We start from the raw sequence: 21,785 nt of genomic DNA on the forward strand, positions 1-21,785 counted from the left end.
CCGGTTGAAATAAATGCCAGGCCAACCGGTTTTGAAAAGTCATGGTCAAATCAGAGAAGACCCTATAATTGTTTACTATCAGTGCACAATGTTTTCACATAATAGGCATTTTAATAAACTATCTCTCTCCCTATACTCGGTTCTGCAAATGAACTTATCGGTTACATCAAAATTGAGGAGATGTAGATATGAACAGTTCCGTTACTTCAACATCAGAAAATCTTGTTCTGTCCTATCTTGACGGACGCCAGCCGACCGTTGGCATTGAGAACGTAAACAAGGTCTTATTTTCCATCGGGGTTCGGGTCAGTACAACGCCGATCCCTAAAGAAGCCAGACCTATTCTTGAAGCGTCAAAAACCCGTGCGCTCACGGAAGAAGAGAGCGAGAAGCTGATTTCGCTGTTTCCTTTACACCGAGGAGAACTTCTGGAACAAATCCGACTGGCTGGCCGCCAGCCGGAAGCTCACCGCGGCGGTTTCCTGTCAACGTCGGAAGTCGGTGTTGCACCTTATCCTAAAGTTTACGATATGAAAGCAATTTCGGCTGAAACCAGAAAAACTGTTCTCGAAAAATTCGGTAAACTGCATGTGAACAGCGCTGAAAACGGGATGGGTATTGATGAAGTCATGACAGTTGTGGCTGGCGGACCGTGGACTTGGTTCTTCCGTCTGCCAGATGGCGTGATCACAAAGCTGTCGATAGGACGTGTGGAAGCTGGCGATCCTGCTTGGCGTCTCAGCTATCCCGGGCTAGGAATGCATGCTGCGTTTCTGGATGCTGAGGATGGATTAATCGTGGCATTTGCCCACGGACCAAAGCATTTCGTTATGCGCTATGATGAACCCAGTGTTGACAGTGCAGAGATGCTGGGCACCAACCCGTGGATTGATTTCAGCGTTGATATCCCGAAATTAGTAAAATAACATCCTAATAACGCTTTATTACATCAACGATAATGAAAAGTCTGGCGGATTAATCCGCCAGAAAAATTATATACCCAATAGATTTCGAGTTGCATCGCGACGGCAAGTGAACGAATCCCCAGGAGCATAGATAACTATGTGACTGGAGTGAGTGAAAGCAGCCAACAAAGCAGCAACTTGAAGGATGAAGGGTATAGGTATTTAAGCGTTAACAGGGCGCGAAAATAGCTTGGAAAAATAACGATATAAATTGATTTTAGCGTTAAATCACATTAATGATATAAAAGGGGAATAGTTTAAATCAAACAGTAAAAAAGAAGTGCTATCGGACGGGTTAAAGCAATGTAAAGCCTGTTTAAATTGACGAATTTAAGGTATCACGGTTTTGTATAATAAATGCAATATCATAACGCTGAAAGTGACCCAATTCGTATTCTATTAAATCGTTTATTTCGGATTTCGTTATTCATATTTTTCATGATTTAATAAATTCATTCCCTGATTGAAAACATTATTGAAGCCGATGCTTTTTGAAAAATAGATTAGGATATCTTCAAATATATCCATTGCCTTTATCTCTTAATTTAATCAATTAAAAGTAAAGGCAAGGTTGAGATATTATCAATGAAAGCTTATTTATATAAACTTATCGCTTTTCACTACCTGACATTATTATTTTTTTGAATTAACCATTGAAAGAAAAATAGTAGAAATAACTATTGAAGAAATTAATAATATTGTAAATCCAGTAATAATTTCTTCAAGGCCAACACCTAAGTAAATAGTATAAAAGAGAATAATCATAGTAATAAATACATAAACCCCTGACTGCATACCCAAAGTATAAAGAGAGTTTTTTGAATATAACCCCAGATAAGAGAAAAAAACAGGTTGCATAATTGTATTAGCTAAAAACACCATAATTGTGAATAGCAAATAGAGCATGCCAGAATTTATAATAATTCCAAGTGAACAAAATCCGAGAGAAAATAATTGAATGATATTACCTATCATGATCCTTTTTGTTAAAAATACCGATTTCATGATGCCAATTGCACAGGGGAACCATATAATCAGCAGTATGATATACATTTGAACCATATCAATATGTTCAAAATATTTTGTTCGCATTGCTGGCATAATCATTAAAGAGAGGAAAAAACAAACATTAATTATAACCAAACTTGAAAAGGAAAAGAAAACAACCAATTTATTGTCTGTTTTTACAGAATCCTTAATATTATGTTTTTGCTTTTTTGCATTATTATTTTTAAAGCCAGTAAAATAGATAATTGAAGCAATAGAATAAATAAAAGCAGAAAAAAAATCTGCTGATGTACGGGAGTTTAAACCGAAGAAAGAGAAAGTGACTGGGATTATAAATGGCAGGCTTAAGATAGAAAAATCCTTATTCGTCTTCTTTTCATTTCATTTCCTTCGGTTATAAGAATATTTCTTCCCATTATGACAATAAATCCACTTATTACTCCCCATAATATTCTATGTAGAGCATCCAGCCAAACTGAAATAAGTATTGTTTCTCTTGCAAAGAGAATGCAGTTTATAGTTGCTAAGAATAAGAAGAATCCAAAAATATTTTTTTCAAAAAGAGCAATATTCATTTTTCGAATGAGGAAGGATATGGTCATACACCCCAGAGATAACCCCAATAAATAGGAAAAAACAGTAACATAAGCGTATAGAATCATGCCTCCATCTTTAAGCATAGTATCTACCCAAATCATCAGACCAGAAGAACCGGTGATGTTTGCAGAGATTAATAACACATTAAGCATAACAACTCTATTATTAAACATGATGATCGTTTTCCTTTTGTTCATTACTTGTTTCTTTTATTTTGTTATTAACTACTTAATATTATTAGATTATTCTATTTGTCATGTTGCCTTTGATAGCATTCTGAAAAACCTATAGTTGTTGAATGTATTTAGTTGACTTGTAGATATCGTCTCGTTCCCCTATGGATAAGCATTATTCCAGACTTTAAATTTCTTATACTCCCGGTGCTTGTGCATATTCGTGTCAACGATATATTGATAAGAATACTCGGTGTTAATAATACTAATAATTAGCTATATTTATCACTGATACGATTGAAACTCAAGCTAAAGAATGGATAAAGGTAGGATATATACCCTATGGATTTCAAGATGCATCGCGACGGCAAGGGAGTGAATCCCCGGGAGCATAGATAACTATGTGACTGGGGTGAGCGAGTGCAGCCAACAAAGAAGCAACTTGAAAGATAACGGGTATAACTAAATGGTTATATAGACACCGACTTAATTCAAGATTCTTGAAGATACTATTTTACGAGATGGTGAACAGGCACCTGGTATGGCATTCAATCGTGAGACAAAATTAAAAATTCTGGATGCTTTAATTTATTGTGGTGTTAAATGGATTGAAGCTGGAATTACATTATAATATTGATATAGGGATTAAAACTGAAGCATTGAAAGGTCTCTGTGAGTATGTATCGAAAACAACCAAAATACCTCTTTATCCTTGGCAGCCTATTGTTGGTGATAACATTTTTTCACATGAGTCTGGGATTCATGCTAATGGAACACTAAAAAATAGTGCTTCTTTTGAGCCGTTTTCTCCCGATCTTGTTGCAGGTATTCGAAAAATTATAGTGGGCAAGCACTCAGGTAAAGCATCAATTAAATATGCTCTTGAGAAACTGGATATTAGTTATAAAGAACATGAATTAGCTCCTTTACTTGCGATGGTACGGGAAGTAGCAATAATTAAATCTTCAAGTCTATCTTTTCAGGATGCTGCGGATCTCCATTCTATACTACGTAAAATATGAGCCATGAAAAATCATCTATTTGTTTTCAATCAAGGTGCAATTTCCGCATTATTGAATAACCACAAGAAGTCTCTGGACGATATACCATTTCTTAATCTTACTCTTAAAGGCGAAATATTTTTCAATGATTTCAATAGCATCAAGGCTTTTGCAAGTTCCATTAGTTTGCCAGTGCAAGATATTTTGTCTTTGCTAGATAATTATCCTTATGATCTGGAATCTGGAGTAAAAATTAGTCGCAAAGGAACTCAATTTGAGAGAATAAAAACAAGTGAGGCTGGTGATCTTTATCATTACCGTCATGTAATGAAAACGCTTGCTGACCCTGAGTTAATGGTGCTTAAAACTACCCCACTTTGCAATGATTTGTATAAAATGAAATTGAATACTGGCCATAAGGCCAAAGAAGTTGTTTATGTTCTTCAAGGAGAAGTTGGTGTTTTATGGCTGAATAAGCAGAGAGAACGCCGTAGGGATAGCCTTAAGCAAGGGGATTCCATTTACATTGACTCTTGGATTCCTCATGCTTTCTACTCAATAGTTAAGGATTCCCATATACTTGCCATTGATTATTTTTAATTTATCGGGCTGGTTTATCCAGCTCGTATGAATTATCTCCAGTATTATGGACATCCTTTATCGTTATAGTTAATCTCAGTTTTATGTAAGGATAGCTATTTCAAAATTACACAAATTTAAGCTCGGCTTTTTCGACTGAAAAGTGTAGGCAATTAATCCTGACACGACTTCCAGCAGAAAACTGATAACACTACAATGTCTTGAAGGTTCTATCTGAGAGATATTTTTCAACTGAGACGCCGCAGTAAAGTTCTTCTAAATTAGACATGCTTGAGGATCTCCACGACTCTGTTTTATTTGACAAAAACTTTGATCGTGCCTCAGGCACTGAGTTCCCTTCTTAAGCAAACCTCAGATTATAATTATAAGGCAGTAGATAATCCGTTATTCCGACATACTTGCCGCTTCCCGTATCAGATGCCAAATCATTGTGCCTGTCTCCGCACCTCGAACATCAAAAACAATAGCGCCCTGAGCAAAGAAATATTGATTCTTAGGCTGTCTGTCTGTTCGCCAGAATCCACTGACCAAAGCCGGATGGCCTCCCCTCAAGGGGATGATATGCAAAAGATACCTCTTCCAATGCTAATAACTCTTCAATCGTTTGACGACGGCGAATCAATCGAAACTTGCCATTAATAAACAGCACTTCGGGGATAAGCGGACGGCTATTGTAATTAGAAGACATTGACGCACCATAAGCACCGGTATCATGGAAAACCAAATAATCTCCAACCTGAACAGGCGGCAACATTCTTGGCGCAACGCCTCCACCCTCAACCTGTGTAAAAACATCACCTGATTCGCATAACGGGCCCGCAACTAACGTTTCTTGCAATGGCAACTGCTCAATCTTACGTCCATCAGCAGGCAAAACTGAAATATGGTGATAACTGCCATACATGACTGGACGCATTAAGTCATTGAACCCCGCATCCACCAGAACATAATTACGGCTACCCATCTGCTTAACCGCACGAACTTCTGACATCAGAACGCCAGATTCCGCAACCAAAAAACGTCCCGGTTCAATTTCTAGCTCAACTTTATGACCTAAATGCTGCTCAATTCTCTTACGAGCATCATCCCACAACCCAAAATAATGAGCGATATTGATCCGTTCATCTCCCTGCTGATAAGGAGTCGATAAACCGCCACCTGCTGAAATTGCCTGAATATCTTCACCACAGAGAATAACCTGCTCAACCATTGCATCGCACACACTGGCAAGGTGCTGATAATCAACGCCAGAACCGATATGCATATGTAAACCAAGCAACTTCAATTCATAGTGACGTATTTTCTCAATTGCCAGTGGCAGATCCTGATACCAAATACCATGTTTGCTATTTTCACCACCCGTATTGGTTTTCTGACTATGACCATGACCAAATCCCGGGTTAATCCGTAACCATACCGGATGCCCTTTTCTATATCGGCCAATATGCTCCAACATATCGATAGAGCCTGCATTAACCGGGATACCCAATTTGGTTACTTGTTGCAACGTCGGCCCATCAATTAAATCAGCAGTAAAAACGATGTCTGACTCTGCTTGTCCTGGACAGAACCCGGCCCGCAAAGCACGCTCAATTTCCCCTAGCGAAACAGCATCAACTTTCACACCATATTCACGCATCAGGCGTAAAATATGAGTATTAGAACAAGCTTTCTGAGCAAACCTAACGACATCAAACTGACATAACAATTTAATTTTTTGAATAATTGTTTCACTATCATAAACCCATAACGGAGTACCATACGCTTCTGGTAGACGACTCAAATTCTCCGGTATCAGATCAGGACAACTATTGCAGGTAAAAGGGCTCATCAGGGTTTCTCTCACAAAGTCAGCAGATAACCCATTATTGGCAGTAAAAAACAGGAATAAAAATATCTATTTCGTTATAGTCTATTCATCTGTGATATAGAATTATCATCTGAAGGAACAATTTATGCCTTCTTGTTCATGGCGCCATATTGAAATTTTCCATGCGGTAATGACGACAAAAAACCTGACAGAAGCGGCTATTTTATTACAAACATCACAGCCAACAGTCAGTCGTGAATTAGCACGGTTCGAGCATCTAATACAATTCAAACTATTTGACAGAGTAAAAGGCCGCCTGCATCCGACAGCACAAGGATTGCGTCTTTTTGAGGAAGTTCAGCGTTCTTATTACGGACTTGAAAGAATAATGAATGCGGCTGAAAGTATCCGCAAATTTCAGCATGCCCGGCTTTCCATTGCTTGCTTGCCGGTATTCTCTCAATCATTGTTACCGAAAGTTTGTCACAATTTCACTCGCCAATATCCTGATACCAATTTGACAATCATTCCGCAAGAATCCCCTCTGCTAGAAGAATGGTTGTCAGCTCAACGCTATGATCTTGGTTTAACTGAACATTTGCAAACACCACCAGGTACTCAGAGAGAAACCCTAATAACGATGAATGAGATTTGCATACTGCCCATCGCTCATCCACTCAGTCATAAGTCATTACTCACACCGGAAGATTTCAGAGAGCAAAACTTTATCAGCCTGTCGATAACAGACAGCTACCGCCAGCTCATTGATGGGATATTTGCAGAGCATCATGTTAACCGCCGGATGATTATGGAGACTCACAGCGCTGCGTCAGTATGTGCCATGGTACGGGAAGGTATCGGTGTTTCTATTGTTAACCCACTGACTGTACTCGATTATATGGGCTGCTACAGCGAATCTGAAATATGCGCCCGCCCATTTAGTATTAACATTCCTTTTACTGTCAGTCTGATAAAGCCCATTCATCGCCCTTCTTCGGCACCAGTCGATGCCTTTATTGAACACCTGAAAACTCAGATTATATTATTTCCTCAGAAACTGGAGTCAGCTTTTCAACATTAGTTTTTGCCAGTATGGTGATGAAGCAAACCATTTCGCTAAAAAATCCAGTAATGCCCTCAGCGTTGCTGGCATATTTTGGCGACTGGCATAAATGCCATAAATTCCCATAGCCTGAGGTTGATATTCCGGCAACAAATGAATCAATTTCCCTGATGCCAAATGAGAAGCAACGGAATAATAGGGTTGCATAGCAATTCCTGCGCCTTGTAATGTTGCTTCCATTAACACCACCGATTCATTGGCACTCAAAATACCGCTAACAGGAACAGAATACTTTTCCCCTTGGCGTTCAAATAACCAAAGGCTTTTACCAAAAAAGTTATAAGTCATGCAGTTATGCAAGGCTAAATCAGCTGGCTTTTGAGGGATCATTTTACCTGTCAGATAGGAAGGAGCAGCACAAACAACAGAATGACAAGTCGAGAGCGGTCTGGCGATCAAATTTGGTTCTAAATTATTAGTGATTCGTAATGCCAAATCTATCCGTTCTTCAACCAAATTTATTGCCTTATTGCTCATCTGCATATCAATGGCTATCTGAGGGTAAATTTGCATAAACTCAGGGATAGCGACAGACAATGCACTCATTGCCAGAGACTGAGAACTGCTTATCCGCACAAGACCACTAAGTTCCTGTGCTTCCACTGGCTGATGAACGGGTATTTCCTCTGATAATTGCAGTAGTTTACGGCTGTGCTGATAGACAATCTCTCCTGCTGATGTCAGGCTGATCTTTCGCGTTGTGCGATGTAACAGACGCACTCCCGCCCATTTTTCCATCTCAGCCAGATAACGGGATACCATTGCCCGCGACATATCCAACCGTTCCGATGCAGCAATCATGCTGCCTTGTTCTACAATTATAGTGAACACTTGCGCAGCAGTGACTCTATCCATCAATTAGCTCGATTTATGCAACAAATAATTGCCAATTATGTGGTTTTTCTATCGAAAAACGCAACTTATTATGAACCTCGTTCGCACAACATCAGGAATTCAATCATGACTCGCAAAACAAAATTAAACATCGTACTGGCTGGTATCCTTTCTGTGGGTACAGTTTCTCTGGCACAAGCCACTGAACTGAAGCTGGATGTTTACAATCCAGGTGAAAAAAGCATCTTTCCCGTCTCTTCTGAAATCATCAGTGGTGATAAAGAAGTTGTATTGATCGATGCCCAATTTCAAAAAAACGATGCTGAAACGCTGGTCAAAAGAATTAAGGATACCGGCAAAAAACTGACCACCATTTATATCAGTCAGTCCGATCCTGATTTCTACTTCGGCCTTGAAGTACTAACCAAAGCGTTTCCTGACGCAAAAATCATTGCATCACCAGAAACAATTAAAGAAATCAACCAAACCAAAGATGGCAAACTGGCTTATTGGGGAGGTATCCTGAAAGATCAGGCACCCAAAAAGGTTATCGTACCGAAGCCGTTGGAGGGTAACACTTTTACAGTTGATGGTGAAAAGCTGATCGTCGAAGGTCTGAATGGCCCCGCGGCTGACCGTACTTTTGTTTGGGTACCAAAACTAAAAGCGGTAGTAGGCGGTGTCACCGTTTCAAATAACATTCATGTTTGGATGGCAGATACACAGACTAAAGAGTCTCGTAAAAACTGGGGGCAAACATTAGATCGTATAAAAGAGCTGAAACCAACAATTGTGGTTCCGGGACATTTCATTGGTAACACACCAATGACATTGGAATCCGTTCATTTCACGCAAAAGTACCTGACTGTTTTTGAGAAAGAGCTGGTAAAAGCGAAAGATTCAAAAGCGCTAATAGCCGCAATGGAAAAGCACTATCCAAAACTTGGAGACAAATCCAGTCTCGAATTAAGTGCTAAGGTGCTGAAAGGCGAAATGAAGTGGCCCCAATAAGTGAATTAACTCTTTTTCAGGAATAAGTAATATGCCCGGAATGACTCTGCATTATATCTATGATCCACTATGTGGCTGGTGTTATGGCGTTTCCTCTCTGATACAAGCAGCAAAAGAGGTCGCAAATGTGAAAATTGAATTGCATGGCGGCGGAATGCTGACAGGTGATAATAGACGCCAAATAGACAGTGCATGGCGTGATTATGTCCTTAGCCAGGATAAACGGATCGCAAACCTTACCGGGCAAGTTTTCAGTGAGCAATATGTCACACTGCTAAACGATAAATCACTGATTATGGATTCATTACCACCGATATCAGCCATTCTTGCCGCAGAAAAGCTAGCTGGTAAAGGTGTCGAAATGTTACTGGCAGTACAAAAAGCGCATTATGTTCGTGGATTAAAAATCAGCGAAACTGAAACATTATTGAATTTAGCAAATGAATTACAGCTTAATTCACAATTGTTCCAGCAAGAGTTGACACTGAATAATGAATCAGAAGGTCTCCAGCATATTAGTAAAAGCCGTGAACTATTAGCACTAGTTGGTGGCTCAGGCTTCCCTAGTTTTATTCTGGAAAATGATAGAAATGAGCTATCTGTTATTTCTCTGGATAAATACCTGGGACAACCCAAACGTTGGCAAGATGCGCTGATTCACTCTCAATTTTAATACCACAATTTTAACTGCTGGCGCCTATATAACTTATTCAGTTATCGGGCGCCATCCATGATAATCCATCAATTCCCTTTAAATTCATGTAGATCATGATGATCGCAGAAATAGCTATATATGGGCCAAAAGCAACAGATTCCTGGTAATTTCCTCGTATTCTCCACATCCACAAACACCCAATAACACCAAATAGTGAGGATAAAAACATTAATAAAGGAATTGCACCAATCCCCAACCAGGCACTAATCGCCGCCATTAACTTAAAATCACCATATCCTAATCCTTCTTTATGACAAAATATTCTAAATAACCAATAGAGCGACCATAAAATCAAATAACCCGCAATCGCACCGGTCACGGCTTGTTCGATAGACACAAAAGTTTGATTCAAATTTAATAATAGTCCTAACCATAAAAGTGGATAATTTATTATATCTGGCAATAATTTAATTTTCACATCAATAAAAGAAAGTATAATTAGCATCCAAATAAATATTAAAACAATATATAAATGAAAACCTAATGGAAAATAAATCATAAAAAAAGCCGTTATAAACAATGTCGTTAATTCAACCTGAAAATAACCAAAAGATATTTTTTCACATCCATAAATAACCTCAGTAAATAACGACATCATTTTATTCAGAATTATTCCCGCCACTATTCCAGTAAAAACAGCCAGAACAAAAACATTAATATTAAAATCCATTTAATAAAACACCTCTAACTTTATTATATAATAAATATTTTAATTAAATAACAAAACAAATATCCATTATACTTTTGGCATAAAAAGATAATAATAAATATCGACAATTTAAAACAACAAAATAAATATAAAAAAGTTAATTTAGATATAAATATGCGAGCAGACTCGCAATATCCACCCAGAGATAAAAATCAGTGTCAGAGATAACTTGATAGTTGTATTGGGCCTCCCTTATCATAGCCACCATTATTTATTACCATGTGTACAGCTATATACCCCGCAGGAAGGAAAAAAACATGCGTATACCCCGCATTTATCATCCGGAATTACTCTCATCTAGCACTGAAATTTATCTCAGTGATGAGGCAGCTAACCATGTCGGGCGGGTACTCAGAATGAGTCATGGTCAACAGTTACAACTCTTTGATGGCAGTAATCAAATCTTCAATGCTGAAATTACAGAAGCCAGTAAAAAATCGGTCAAAGTACATATCAGTAATAGCACACTGGCCGATAATGAATCACCACTTAATCTCCATCTAGGGCAAGTCATATCCCGCGGTGAGAAAATGGAATTCACCATCCAAAAATCTGTAGAGTTAGGGGTAAACACCATCACACCGCTAATATCCGAGCGCTGCGGCGTAAAACTGGATGGAGACCGACTAGCTAAGAAACTTCAACAATGGCAGAAGATCGCTATTGCCGCCTGTGAGCAATGCTGCCGTAACCGTATACCTGAAATCCGCCCAGTTATGCAACTTGAACAATGGTGCGCAGAAAATGACGGTAGTTTAAAACTGAATTTACATCCACGAGCCAACCAAAGCATCAACACTCTGCCTTTACCTGTGGAAAAAGTACGTTTACTCATTGGCCCCGAAGGTGGTTTATCAACAGATGAAATTGCTATGACGGCTAACCACCAATTTACTGATATCCTGCTAGGACCACGCGTCCTGAGAACAGAAACCACAGCACTCACCGCAATTACTGCATTACAAGTGCGTTTCGGCGATTTGGGTTAAGGAAAAAAAAATGATCAAACTCGGAATAGTGATGGACCCAATTTCATCCATCAACATCAAGAAAGACACAAGTTTTGCTATGCTATTGGAAGCACAACGCCGTGGCTGGGAACTCCATTATATGGAGATGAGCGATCTCTATTTACACCAAGGAGAAGCCCGCGCACGTACTCGCCTATTGCAGGTAGAAAACAACCCCCAACAATGGTATCAACTTAATAAAGAACAGGATCTGGCATTAGAAACATTAGACGTTATCCTGATGCGTAAAGATCCTCCATTCGATACTGAATACATTTACACCACATATATTCTAGAGCGCGCTGAAGCGAAAGGTACTCTTATCGTCAATAAACCCCAGAGTCTGCGCGATTGTAACGAAAAGCTATTCACAGCCTGGTTCCCTGACTTAACGCCAGATACACTAGTCACCCGCAATGCCATTCGTCTGCGTGAATTCCATCAAAAACATAGTGATGTCATCTTTAAGCCTCTGGATGGTATGGGCGGTGCATCGATATTCCGCTTGAAAAAAGATGATCCAAACGTTGGTGTTATTATTGAAACCCTGACGGAACATGGCAGCCGCTTTTGCATGGCACAAAATTTCTTGCCTGCTATAAAAGAAGGCGATAAGCGGGTATTAATTGTCGATGGCGAACCTGTTCCTTATTGTCTGGCGCGAATTCCAGCGCAAGGTGAAACTCGTGGTAACCTTGCTGCGGGTGGACGTGGTGAAGCACGCCCACTTTCAGAAAGTGACTGGGCTATAGCCAAAGCTGTTGCTCCTACTTTACAAGAAAAAGGGTTAATTTTTGTTGGACTGGATATTATCGGCGACAAACTGACCGAAATTAATGTCACCAGTCCAACCTGTGTACGCGAGATAGAAGCCGCTTTTCCTGACATTTCAATAACTGGCATGCTGATGAATGCTATTGAAAAACGATTAGAGAAATAAAAAGCTCTTTTTATTAATTTGCCCGTCAAGATTTGTCATTTACACTTTTAGCCCACATACTATGGGCTAAATAACTCTCACATAGCCAGGTAATTACTAAAAATAAAATGAATCTACAGCACCACTTTCTTATCGCTATGCCCTCATTATCTGATCCCTACTTCAAACGTTCAGTTGTTTACATTTGTGAACATAATGAAAACGGGGCAATGGGATTAGTGATAAATAAACCTATTGAGCAAATCTCTGTTCGGAAAGTTCTACAAAAGCTGAAAATATCACCAGAAGATCAGGATGAAAGTATTAATCTAAATAAACCTGTCATGACTGGTGGCCCCCTTGCTGAAGATCATGGTTTTATATTACACACGCCAAAACCCGGTTTTAGCTCAAGTATCAAAATCTCCGATGACACAATGATCACCACATCCAAAGATGTGCTTGAAACCCTAGGTACTCCTCGTCAACCAAAACAGGTATTGGTCACGCTGGGATATGCAAGTTGGGAAAAGGGCCAACTCGAAAAAGAGATAATGGAGAATAGTTGGCTGACAGCAAACGCTGATCCACATATTATTTTCAACTCACCAATTGCAGACCGCTGGCGTGAAGCTGCATCTTTACTCGGCATCAACATCTATAATATTGCTTTACAAGCAGGACACGCTTAGATGAGTAACCGCACAATAATGGCATTTGATTTTGGCACCCGCAGCATTGGCGCAGCTATTGGACAGGAAATTACGGGTACTGCCAGAGCATTAACCTCGTTTAAAGCCACGGATGGTATCCCCAATTGGCAACAAATCGAAAAATTGCTCAAAGAATGGCAACCCGATCTAGTTATCGTTGGCCTTCCTCTCAATATGGATGGTACTGAGCAATTTGTAACAATACAGGCCCGTAAATTTGCAAACCGGCTGCATGGCCGGTTTGGTGTACAAGTTGAGCTACAGGATGAACGTCTGACAACGGTTGAAGCCCGTGCTCATCTATTTGACCGTGGTGGTTACAAAGCCTTAGATAAAGGTAAAGTAGATGCTACATCTGCTGTCATTATTCTAGAAAGTTGGTTTGAGCAACATTATTAACAAAAGTCACTGAGAGCATTTTCTTTAATCTTCATCTCTTCCTACTCTGCTAGTAACCCCTGTAATTTACGCTGCTGCCAGCCTTGCTCATAGGTTTGCATCCCACTGGCAGCACCTGTCTGCATAAGCGTTAATATCTGATGATTTTTCCCCTCCCGTATCAGATGACTAACCGCTTGATTAACCACCAATATTTCATACACAGCAATTCGCCCTCCTCCCCGCGCCGAGACTAATTGCTGTGCTATCACAGCCTTTAAACTCCCAGCCAATTGGCTACGTACCCATCCTTTTTCTTCAGCTGAAAAAATATCCACCAGCCGGTCGATTGTTTGTATAGCCCCTCTGGTATGTAAAGTTGAAAATACTAAATGCCCCGTTTCTGCCGCAGTTAACGCCAAGCGAATTGTCTCTTTATCTCGTAGCTCACCCAACAGCAGTACATCAGGATCTTGTCGGAGAGCCCCTTTCAACGCTTCTTGATAGCTGGACGAATCCAAACCAATTTGTCGTTGTTGTATCAGGCAATTGCGACTATTGTGGACAAACTCCACAGGATCTTCCAATGTAATAATGTGATGACAACAATAACTATTCAGCCTATCCACAATGGCAGTTAACGTTGTTGATTTCCCGCTACCTGTAGCCCCCGTTACCAGAATCAATCCACTTTCTTCTCGCAAAATCATTTCACCGATAATGTCAGGCGCTTTTAATTGTTCCAAAGAGAGGCACTGAGATGTAATTAAACGTAAAACTACTGAAAACCCAGATTGCTGGCGAAAAAAGTTTCCTCTCAATCGTTGGCCATTTTCTGTCTCCAGCACAAAATCCACCTGTCCACTAGTTAATAGCTGTTGTCGCTGATTTTCTGATAAAAACTGCCGGCTCCACTCTTCCAGCAATGCATTATTTATAGATGGCAGTTGAGTTTGTGGATAAAGCACACCATCTATACGTAATACAGGAACCTGCCCAACACAAAGATGCAGATCTGAAGCATTATGCTTTACACTAAGGGCCACTAACTTATCCATATTCATTTTTTAATCTCCTGAGTCACCATGAACAATATTGAACAAAATTTACAAGATGTCAGGACCCACATAGTCATTGCCGCACAGAAATGCGAACGCGCTCCAGAAGAAATTACTCTGCTTGCAGTCAGTAAAACTAAACCTGTGGAAGATATCGAAAAAGCAATCATTGCCGGGCAACGCCAATTCGGCGAAAATTATGTGCAAGAAGGGGTAGAAAAAATTACTCATTTTGCAAATCGTGATGATCTGATATGGCACTTTATCGGACCATTGCAATCTAATAAAAGCCGGTTGGTAGCAGAAAATTTTGACTGGTGCCATACCATTGACCGCTTAAAAATAGCACAACGACTGAGCGAACAACGCCCAGAAGGAATGAAACCGCTGAATATTCTTATTCAAATTAATATCAGTGATGAACAAAGCAAATCAGGTATTCAACTTGATGAATTGCCAATGCTAGCAACTGAAGTGAATAAACTTCCCCATGTGAAGCTACGCGGTTTAATGGCAATCCCAGCACCGGAACCTGACTATGAACGTCAATTGATGGTTTTCAGGAGAATGAAACAAGTTTTCCTTAATCTGAAAACTAAATATCCTCAAATAGATACCCTTTCAATGGGGATGACTGACGATATGGCTGCCGCTATTCATTGTGGTTCCACATTAGTACGAATTGGAACAGCAATTTTCGGTGCACGTCAGTATCACAACTAACCATTTCAACGCTACGAGGTATTTAATGGAAAAACGTAAAATTACCTTTATTGGTGCAGGAAATATGGCTCACGCCATCATTGCTGGATTGGTAAAAGGAGGTTATCCCGCTGATCTGATTAATGTTTGTACCCCAGGTAATACTCGCCGTGATGTACTGGCAAAAGAATATGGCGTCAACAGCAGCAGTGATAATATTCGCTACGCACAGGAAGCTGATGTTATTGTTCTGGCCGTAAAACCGCAAGTGATGGCAGATGTTTGCCAACCTCTAAAAAATCACGTGGATTTCAGTAACAAACTGATTCTATCTATCGCCTCAGGTATTTCCGTTGCACGCTTTGATGCTTTATTACAAGACAAACTTAATATCGTCCGCGTCATGCCAAACACGCCAGCATTAGTTGGTCAAGGTTTAAGTGGATTATTTGCATCTGCACAAGTCAGTCAGTCTGATCGTGATTTCACTCAAGCATTAATGAACAGTGTCGGTAAGACCTATTGGGTAAAAGATGAAAACGGCATCAATGATATTATCGCCGTAGCAGGCAGTGCGCCCGCTTATTTCTTCCTATTTATGGAATCAATGCAACAAGAAGCAGAACGTTTAGGTTTTGATAGCAAAGCAGCCCATGAAATTGTTTTGCAAACGGCAATAGGTTCTGCGGCACTGGCCGCATCAAATGCCGATCTCCCTTTTGCAACCCTGCGTGAACAGGTAACATCTAAAGGCGGTACTACTGCGGAAGCATTACGTATCTTTTATGAAGGCAAATTGCCGGAAACCGTATCCAACGCTATGCAAGCGGCTATTCGCCGGGCACAGGAAATGGAAAAACTATTTTAATTTTATCAAGGCTGCTAAATGCAATTTTTAACCTTTATTCTATTCACAGTTCTGGATCTATACATCGCTGTTTTATTACTTCGTGTATGGATGCAATGGGCGCGTTGTGATTTTTATAACCCATTTGCCCAATTTATTGTGAAAATAACTCAACCGATCGTTCGGCCATTACGCCGAGTTATACCAGCTATTGGCTCGCTCGATACTGCCTCCATTGTTGTCGCCTACATTCTGGTATTGTTTAAATTAGTCATGCAACTTTGGTTCAGTACCGGTACGGTTACCTTCCTCACACTTTTTATCCCTATCGGATTAATCGAATTGCTAACAGCAGCAGGTAAACTGGTATTTTGGTTAGTGCTGGCCCGTGCTTTACTAAGCTGGATAAGCCAGGGACGCAATCCAATTGACTATGTTCTGATGCAACTGACAGAACCATTGATGGCACCTATCCGCCGTATTATCCCAACAATGGGCGGCCTCGATTTCTCCGCTATGATCGTTATTTTGATTCTTTACGCATTGAACTATCTTCGTGCGGATGTTATCTCATGGCTAATACAGTAAAGTAAGAATTTAAATTAGGTTCAAAATGATGCAAAAAGTTGTTCTGGCAACCGGCAATCCCGGAAAAGTTCGTGAACTGGCGCAATTACTGGCTGATTTTGGTCTGGATATTGTCGCTCAAACTGAGCTAAACGTAGATTCAGCCGAAGAAACCGGGCTAACATTTATTGAAAATGCCATTCTTAAAGCCCGCCACGCCGCACAAGTTACTGGCCTACCGGCGATTGCAGATGACTCTGGTCTATCCGTAGACATCCTTGGCGGTGCTCCAGGTATCTATTCAGCTCGTTATGCAGGCGAAAATGCCTCTGATCAGCAGAATCTGGAAAAACTGTTAGATACGATGAAAGATGTTCCTGATGATCAACGCCAAGCTCAGTTTAACTGTGTGCTGGTTTATATCCGCCACGCACAAGATCCAACACCACTGGTATTTCATGGCCGCTGGCCGGGGATTATCGCACGTAAACCTACCGGTAATGGTGGATTCGGCTATGATCCCATCTTTTACATACCGGAATTAGGTTGTACCGCAGCTGAATTAACTGGTGAACAAAAAAATGCCGTTTCGCACCGTGGTCAGGCACTAAAGATGATGTTGGATACACTAAGTAATGCTTAAGCTCCCACCACTTAGTCTTTATATCCATATTCCGTGGTGTGTACAAAAGTGTCCTTACTGTGATTTCAACTCTCATGCATTGAAAGGTGATGTTCCACATCAAGAATATGTTGACCATTTATTGGCAGATCTGAAAACAGATCTGCCAATGGTTAAAGGACGAGAAGTTACCACTATCTTTATTGGTGGTGGAACCCCCAGCCTACTCAGTTCACAAGGGATGCAACAATTACTGGATGGTGTTCGTACTCTCCTACCGGTATCGACACAAGCTGAAATTACGATGGAGGCCAATCCGGGTACGGTGGAAGCCGACCGTTTCAGCGGTTATCAGCGAGCAGGTATTAACCGAATATCCATTGGCGTGCAGAGTTTCAGTCCGGATAAACTGGTACGCCTTGGTCGGATTCACGGGCCAGATGAAGCCAAACGAGCAGCACGTTTAGCTGCCAGTCTGGGGCTACGCAGTTTTAATCTGGATTTGATGCATGGTTTGCCAAACCAAAGCCTGAATGAAGCACTGGATGATTTACGTCAGGCTATCGCATTATCACCACCACACCTTTCATGGTATCAGTTGACTATTGAGCCCAATACCCGCTTTGGTTCCCGCCCCCCGGTTCTGCCTGATGATGATGCGTTGTGGGATATTTTTTCACAAGGTCACCAATTACTGACAGCAGCGGGTTATCAGCAATACGAAACTTCTGCTTATGCCAAACCAGGTTACCAATGCCAGCATAATCTCAACTACTGGCGCTTTGGGGATTACCTTGGTATTGGCTGCGGTGCTCATGGAAAAATCACATTTGAAGATGGTCGTATTCTGCGTACAGTAAAAACCAAGCATCCTCGTGGATATATGCAGGGGCGCTATTTGGATAAACAAAATCAGGTAGAAAATGAAGATCGGCCATTTGAATTTTTTATGAACCGATTCCGTTTACTAGAAGCAATGCCAAAACAAGATTTCAGTAATTTCACTGGATTATCTGAAGCTTCAATCCGCAACCCAATAGATCAAGCTTTAGCCGCAAACTATCTTTCTGAAACAGCAACACATTGGCAAATTACCCAGAAAGGTAAATTATTCCTGAATTCATTATTGGAGCTATTTCTTTAACACAAAATTATCCCCGAAGAATTCAGCTTCACAACTATCATCTGGTACATGAAAGGGTTTCGAGTCTACTCATCATATACCCGTCATCTTTCAAATTGCCTCTTTGTTGGCTGCACTCACTCACCCCGGTCACATAGTTCTCTATGCTCCCGGGGATTCGCTCCCTTGCCGTCGCGATGCATCTTGAAATCCATAGGGTATACACTTATCCCTACTGAGCTTCAGTGGGGATTCCCGGGCAGTAAGACTAATTGCTCAATATCAGATTATGCTTCAGCAAGGCTAATTGTCCCGCTGAAATTCCTCTCCTTCCTGATATCAGAAGAAGTACTTTTGGCGAATTGATAACTCTCCCAAGATTAAAATACATGATGTCTCAATGAATAAAGATAGTAGAGTAATGCCCTAAAAATCCCTGTTCCCAACAGTTGGGCAAACTAATAACCGAAGAATGGCTTAAATATTTAGTCAAAACAGATATATCCATATAGAAAGTCATGATATTTTATATATCATTACTGTAATCAAAAATAAAATAATATATAAGTTACAATTCAATTAAAAACAATAAAATGCCAATATATTTAAAAAATAATTATCCAACAGCAATAACATCAATATTTTTAATTCTTCCTGATAATATATTTATCCACGTGGACAATAGTTAAAAACGATCATCAACAAACGTATTAATCCCAATAAAATAAAATTAAAAAATATATTTACCGCAAGATTACAGCAATAAATTTTAATATATGTGAATTGCGACACAATAATATCATTTAAATTATCTCAGATACGACTATATTTAATTTGTGCTTGGTTACATTTCTATTTATAAGCACGAATATTTTAAAAAATAATTTTTAATTTCACTTTGCTTGGGGTAAAAAATGAATATTGAAAATAAAGAAATGTTATATACCTTGTCCAAAGAAGACCTTGCCGCAGAACTCACTCCATATTATCAAGATTTTTATGACCAACTTTCCGATCATCAAAAGGAAAATATTAGCTTTGACATGGTTGTAAATGATGCTTACAAGAGATTGCATTTTAATAATTCAGCTCCAACTGACACTGATGGAGGATTAAAATTAATAGAGTACGCAGGTGTATCTCCATGTACTCTTGCCATTGGTACAGTTGTCGCAGGTGCTTTTAAACTTGCATTTAAATTCATGGGCATACATGAATCCGAAAGAGAATCAGCCACACAGATATTATTGAAAAAATTAGGTCATGATGCTATACATGAGTTATTTAATATAGTTCATAGCCTTAAGAATTCGAATTCTATTACTGATAAATCAAAGAATACCTGGTCATTAATTTCCGCAGTTGAGGGTAATATAGGTATTTCTGGAATAACTAATTGCTTAAAAGAGTCAATGCATTGGTACAACTGGGTTATTACTGGAATAACTGCAATAGCACAATTAACCATATGGTTTGCTACAGGTGGAGCTGCATTTATTGCAGAAATAGCACTGGCTGGTCCTGCTATAGCCAGATTAGTACTTGACTCTGTAAACGCAGTTAATACTTGCTCATAAAATCTTTATCTATAATTTCATTTAATTATCAAGGAACTTATTATTTATTATAAGTTCCTTTCAATATAAATATCCTATTTTATATCACAAATGTAAATAGGTTAAATACTAAACATATATACCCAATGGATTTCAAGATGCATCGCGACGGCAAGGGAGCGAATCCCCGGGAGCATAGATAACTATGTGACCGGGGTGAGTGAGTGCAGCCAACAAAGAGGCAACTTGAAAGATAACGGGTATAAAATCAATAATGATTACTAGCCATCTATTGAATATGAAAATTATGACATTTCGCCCGGTTATTATTTTTATATTTCACCAAGTGGAATAACCCAGAATTTAACAAAGACCTTCGTATTAATTTTCATTGCTGAAAACAAGAAGATAAATAAAACTTCATAATAATATACTTTCTTTATTTGAATAACCAATTTGATTGTATATAAAAAAACATCCATAACAGATTTATTATTTAAACTAACTCAATTCTTTATTTCGCAAGTACTGAAATAAACCACAACAAAATGAAGTAGTTAAAAACACCTCATAACAACTTATATACTGATTTAAAAGAAAGAGATTCTGATAATATCTGACAGTAAATTATCTCAACCGGAATTCATCCTGACAGTTATCAGTATAATAACCGATAACTGTCAGACCAGATCTGAACAAATATATTGCAGAACTTTAATCACTACCACAAATTTAACATGATCAAAGCCACCTAATTAAAGAGCATCCTCAACAGCATTGATTTGTGCCGTCAAGCTTTCCAAACCACCACCAGACAAGTACCACAGATCAGATTTTAGATAAGTAATTTTGCCATTCTTATAAGCTGAAGTGGATTTTACTTTATCATCTTCAAACTGTACTTTGTCCAGCTTACCTGCATGAATTGCTTCACTGCGATCAATAATTAAAATCACATCCGGATTAGCCTGAGCAATCATGTCAGAAGTAACTACACGGCGTTTAGTTTTATCCTCATCAGCAGCTGCGGGTAATTCCGCTCTGTGTGCCTTAACCACGTCATATACTACGCTCTGGTCACTCAGAATTAATTTACCTGCGTTATGCAGCAATACTAAAACCTTAGCACCAGAAGCCTGAGCTTTATTCTGAGCTTTAGCAATTATTTTTTCCAGAGCAACAATCTGTCCTTTTACTTCAGTTTGTTTACCAAACAATTCACCTAATAATGTTAGGTTACTTTCAACTGAAGCCAAATAATTTTTGCTATCTGTTCCCAGATTAATTGTTGGTGCTATTTTTGACAGTCTTTCGTAGAAAGGCCCTTGACGGCCAGTGATAACTATCAGATCCGGTTTAAGCTGAACCAATTTTTCCAGATTTGGCTCTTTTATTCCACCCGCACTTTCTACCCCTTTAGGCAGACTATTACGGAGATATTCAGGTGTATTACCAGTAGGTAATGCAACAACCCGATCTGATAGACCTAATTTAGCCAATGAATCATAAGTACCGAAATCAAATAAAACGACTTTCTGAGGATTCCTCTTGACCTCGGTTTCTCCAGACAGATGTTTAACTGTAATCTTATCATCAACCTGAGCTGTTACAGCATTTGGGGTGAATACAGCAGACGTCTGACTAACTGCGGAATGGCTTGCAACAACAAATAATGAAGCCAGAAAGACAGGGATTATCTTTTTCATATATCGCGCTCCAAGAAAGAATATTAGTAAGAATTTGC

24 protein-coding genes and 2 pseudogenes are annotated in these 21,785 nt (G+C 39.5%); 17 read left to right on the top strand and 9 right to left on the bottom strand.

Annotation, left to right across the window (positions count from 1 at the left end; all coding sequences use genetic code 11):
* Window positions 1-188 precede the first annotated feature (188 nt).
* Entirely contained in the window at window positions 189-926 is a 738-nt protein-coding gene (locus BDD30_RS15550) for a hypothetical protein (RefSeq protein ID WP_015835383.1), read from the top strand.
* Between the two features lie 672 nt (window positions 927-1,598).
* Here BDD30_RS15550 and BDD30_RS15555 read toward each other — a convergent pair.
* The gene (locus tag BDD30_RS15555) at window positions 1,599-1,970 is read right to left on the bottom strand and encodes a hypothetical protein (protein WP_147408135.1); all 372 of its coding nucleotides are present in this window, start codon (window positions 1,968-1,970) and stop codon (window positions 1,599-1,601) included.
* Between the two features lie 347 nt (window positions 1,971-2,317).
* Window positions 2,318-2,743, bottom strand: coding sequence for a hypothetical protein (locus tag BDD30_RS15560; protein ID WP_147408136.1), 426 nt, complete (start codon window positions 2,741-2,743; stop codon window positions 2,318-2,320).
* A 541-nt stretch (window positions 2,744-3,284) separates the two neighbouring features.
* Between BDD30_RS15560 and BDD30_RS25085 the strand changes: the two genes are divergently transcribed.
* Genes BDD30_RS25085 through BDD30_RS15575 form a run of 3 tightly spaced genes read left to right on the top strand, consistent with a single transcriptional unit; the run spans window position 3,285 to window position 4,344 of the window.
* Entirely contained in the window at window positions 3,285-3,374 is a 90-nt protein-coding gene (locus BDD30_RS25085; RefSeq protein WP_081461606.1) for a hypothetical protein, read from the top strand.
* The gene (locus BDD30_RS15570) at window positions 3,352-3,765 is read left to right on the top strand and encodes a homocitrate synthase/isopropylmalate synthase family protein (protein WP_049795214.1); all 414 of its coding nucleotides are present in this window, start codon (window positions 3,352-3,354) and stop codon (window positions 3,763-3,765) included. The genes BDD30_RS25085 and BDD30_RS15570 overlap by 23 nt, the downstream gene beginning before the upstream one ends.
* A 3-nt stretch (window positions 3,766-3,768) precedes the next feature.
* Window positions 3,769-4,344, top strand: coding sequence for a cupin domain-containing protein (locus tag BDD30_RS15575; RefSeq protein WP_015835387.1), 576 nt, complete (start codon window positions 3,769-3,771; stop codon window positions 4,342-4,344).
* 81 nt (window positions 4,345-4,425) lie between these two features.
* On the opposite strand, the pseudogene BDD30_RS24285 reads toward BDD30_RS15575, so the two are convergent.
* The 3 genes and pseudogenes from BDD30_RS24285 to lysA all read right to left on the bottom strand — a co-directional run.
* Window positions 4,426-4,590 (bottom strand): annotated as a pseudogene (locus BDD30_RS24285) (IS982 family transposase); the annotation flags it as partial.
* Window positions 4,591-4,728: 138 nt separating this feature from the next.
* A pseudogene (locus BDD30_RS24290) lies at window positions 4,729-4,911 on the bottom strand (hypothetical protein); the annotation flags it as partial.
* Window positions 4,838-6,175 (bottom strand): diaminopimelate decarboxylase, encoded by a 1,338-nt coding sequence (lysA, locus tag BDD30_RS15590; protein WP_015835389.1) that lies wholly within the window; start codon window positions 6,173-6,175, stop codon window positions 4,838-4,840. The gene lysA and the pseudogene BDD30_RS24290, both read right to left, overlap by 74 nt.
* A 124-nt stretch (window positions 6,176-6,299) precedes the next feature.
* Between lysA and BDD30_RS15595 the strand changes: the two genes are divergently transcribed.
* Complete coding sequence (locus tag BDD30_RS15595) at window positions 6,300-7,235, top strand: LysR family transcriptional regulator (protein ID WP_015835390.1); 936 nt, start codon at window positions 6,300-6,302, stop codon at window positions 7,233-7,235.
* Here BDD30_RS15595 and BDD30_RS15600 read toward each other — a convergent pair.
* Window positions 7,218-8,132, bottom strand: coding sequence for a LysR family transcriptional regulator (locus BDD30_RS15600; RefSeq protein ID WP_041382305.1), 915 nt, complete (start codon window positions 8,130-8,132; stop codon window positions 7,218-7,220). The two genes, BDD30_RS15595 and BDD30_RS15600, sit on opposite strands and share 18 nt — an antisense overlap.
* A gap of 105 nt (window positions 8,133-8,237) precedes the next feature.
* Here BDD30_RS15600 and BDD30_RS15605 point away from each other — a divergent pair, with 105 nt between their 5' ends.
* Together BDD30_RS15605 and BDD30_RS15610 are read left to right on the top strand one after the other, a co-directional pair.
* On the top strand, window positions 8,238-9,122 hold the full coding sequence (locus tag BDD30_RS15605) for an MBL fold metallo-hydrolase (protein ID WP_015835392.1): 885 nt from the start codon (window positions 8,238-8,240) through the stop codon (window positions 9,120-9,122).
* A 31-nt stretch (window positions 9,123-9,153) separates the two neighbouring features.
* Window positions 9,154-9,795: a DsbA family protein gene (locus BDD30_RS15610; protein ID WP_015835393.1), complete on the top strand. Its 642-nt coding sequence runs from the start codon at window positions 9,154-9,156 to the stop codon at window positions 9,793-9,795.
* 37 nt (window positions 9,796-9,832) lie between these two features.
* Here BDD30_RS15610 and BDD30_RS15615 read toward each other — a convergent pair whose 3' ends face one another.
* Window positions 9,833-10,507, bottom strand: a complete 675-nt coding sequence (locus tag BDD30_RS15615) for a prepilin peptidase (protein WP_015835394.1) — start codon at window positions 10,505-10,507, stop codon at window positions 9,833-9,835.
* A 296-nt stretch (window positions 10,508-10,803) separates the two neighbouring features.
* On the opposite strand from BDD30_RS15615, the gene rsmE reads away from it, so the two are divergent.
* The 4 genes from rsmE (at window position 10,804) to ruvX (ending at window position 13,587) form a co-directional block, all read left to right on the top strand.
* Window positions 10,804-11,535, top strand: coding sequence for a 16S rRNA (uracil(1498)-N(3))-methyltransferase (rsmE, locus tag BDD30_RS15620; RefSeq protein WP_041382307.1), 732 nt, complete (start codon window positions 10,804-10,806; stop codon window positions 11,533-11,535).
* Window positions 11,536-11,545: 10 nt separating this feature from the next.
* On the top strand, window positions 11,546-12,496 hold the full coding sequence (gene gshB / locus BDD30_RS15625; protein WP_015835396.1) for a glutathione synthase: 951 nt from the start codon (window positions 11,546-11,548) through the stop codon (window positions 12,494-12,496).
* Window positions 12,497-12,603: 107 nt separating this feature from the next.
* Window positions 12,604-13,167 (top strand): YqgE/AlgH family protein, encoded by a 564-nt coding sequence (locus tag BDD30_RS15630; RefSeq protein ID WP_015835397.1) that lies wholly within the window; start codon window positions 12,604-12,606, stop codon window positions 13,165-13,167.
* Window positions 13,168-13,587, top strand: coding sequence for a Holliday junction resolvase RuvX (gene ruvX, locus BDD30_RS15635; RefSeq protein WP_015835398.1), 420 nt, complete (start codon window positions 13,168-13,170; stop codon window positions 13,585-13,587).
* A gap of 41 nt (window positions 13,588-13,628) precedes the next feature.
* Here ruvX and BDD30_RS15640 read toward each other — a convergent pair whose 3' ends face one another.
* Entirely contained in the window at window positions 13,629-14,630 is a 1,002-nt protein-coding gene (locus BDD30_RS15640; protein ID WP_015835399.1) for a type IV pilus twitching motility protein PilT, read from the bottom strand.
* A gap of 21 nt (window positions 14,631-14,651) precedes the next feature.
* Here BDD30_RS15640 and BDD30_RS15645 point away from each other — a divergent pair, with 21 nt between their 5' ends.
* From BDD30_RS15645 to BDD30_RS15670, 6 genes are all read left to right on the top strand, one after another.
* A complete protein-coding gene (locus tag BDD30_RS15645) occupies window positions 14,652-15,347 on the top strand; it encodes a YggS family pyridoxal phosphate-dependent enzyme (RefSeq protein ID WP_015835400.1) in 696 nt (231 codons plus the stop codon).
* A 25-nt stretch (window positions 15,348-15,372) separates the two neighbouring features.
* Window positions 15,373-16,194, top strand: coding sequence for a pyrroline-5-carboxylate reductase (proC, locus tag BDD30_RS15650; protein ID WP_015835401.1), 822 nt, complete (start codon window positions 15,373-15,375; stop codon window positions 16,192-16,194).
* 18 nt (window positions 16,195-16,212) lie between these two features.
* On the top strand, window positions 16,213-16,761 hold the full coding sequence (locus BDD30_RS15655; RefSeq protein ID WP_015835402.1) for a YggT family protein: 549 nt from the start codon (window positions 16,213-16,215) through the stop codon (window positions 16,759-16,761).
* Between the two features lie 28 nt (window positions 16,762-16,789).
* Window positions 16,790-17,383: an XTP/dITP diphosphatase gene (locus BDD30_RS15660; RefSeq protein WP_041382310.1), complete on the top strand. Its 594-nt coding sequence runs from the start codon at window positions 16,790-16,792 to the stop codon at window positions 17,381-17,383.
* Window positions 17,376-18,506, top strand: a complete 1,131-nt coding sequence (hemW, locus tag BDD30_RS15665; protein WP_015835404.1) for a radical SAM family heme chaperone HemW — start codon at window positions 17,376-17,378, stop codon at window positions 18,504-18,506. Before BDD30_RS15660 ends, hemW begins: the two co-directional genes overlap by 8 nt.
* Before the next feature lie 893 nt (window positions 18,507-19,399).
* Window positions 19,400-20,062 (top strand): hypothetical protein, encoded by a 663-nt coding sequence (locus BDD30_RS15670; protein ID WP_015835405.1) that lies wholly within the window; start codon window positions 19,400-19,402, stop codon window positions 20,060-20,062.
* A 734-nt stretch (window positions 20,063-20,796) separates the two neighbouring features.
* Here BDD30_RS15670 and BDD30_RS15675 read toward each other — a convergent pair.
* A complete protein-coding gene (locus BDD30_RS15675; RefSeq protein WP_015835406.1) occupies window positions 20,797-21,747 on the bottom strand; it encodes a siderophore ABC transporter substrate-binding protein in 951 nt (316 codons plus the stop codon).
* Window positions 21,748-21,785 lie beyond the last annotated feature (38 nt).

The organism is Photorhabdus asymbiotica (genome assembly GCF_003634575.1).
GTDB lineage: Bacteria > Pseudomonadota > Gammaproteobacteria > Enterobacterales > Enterobacteriaceae > Photorhabdus > Photorhabdus asymbiotica.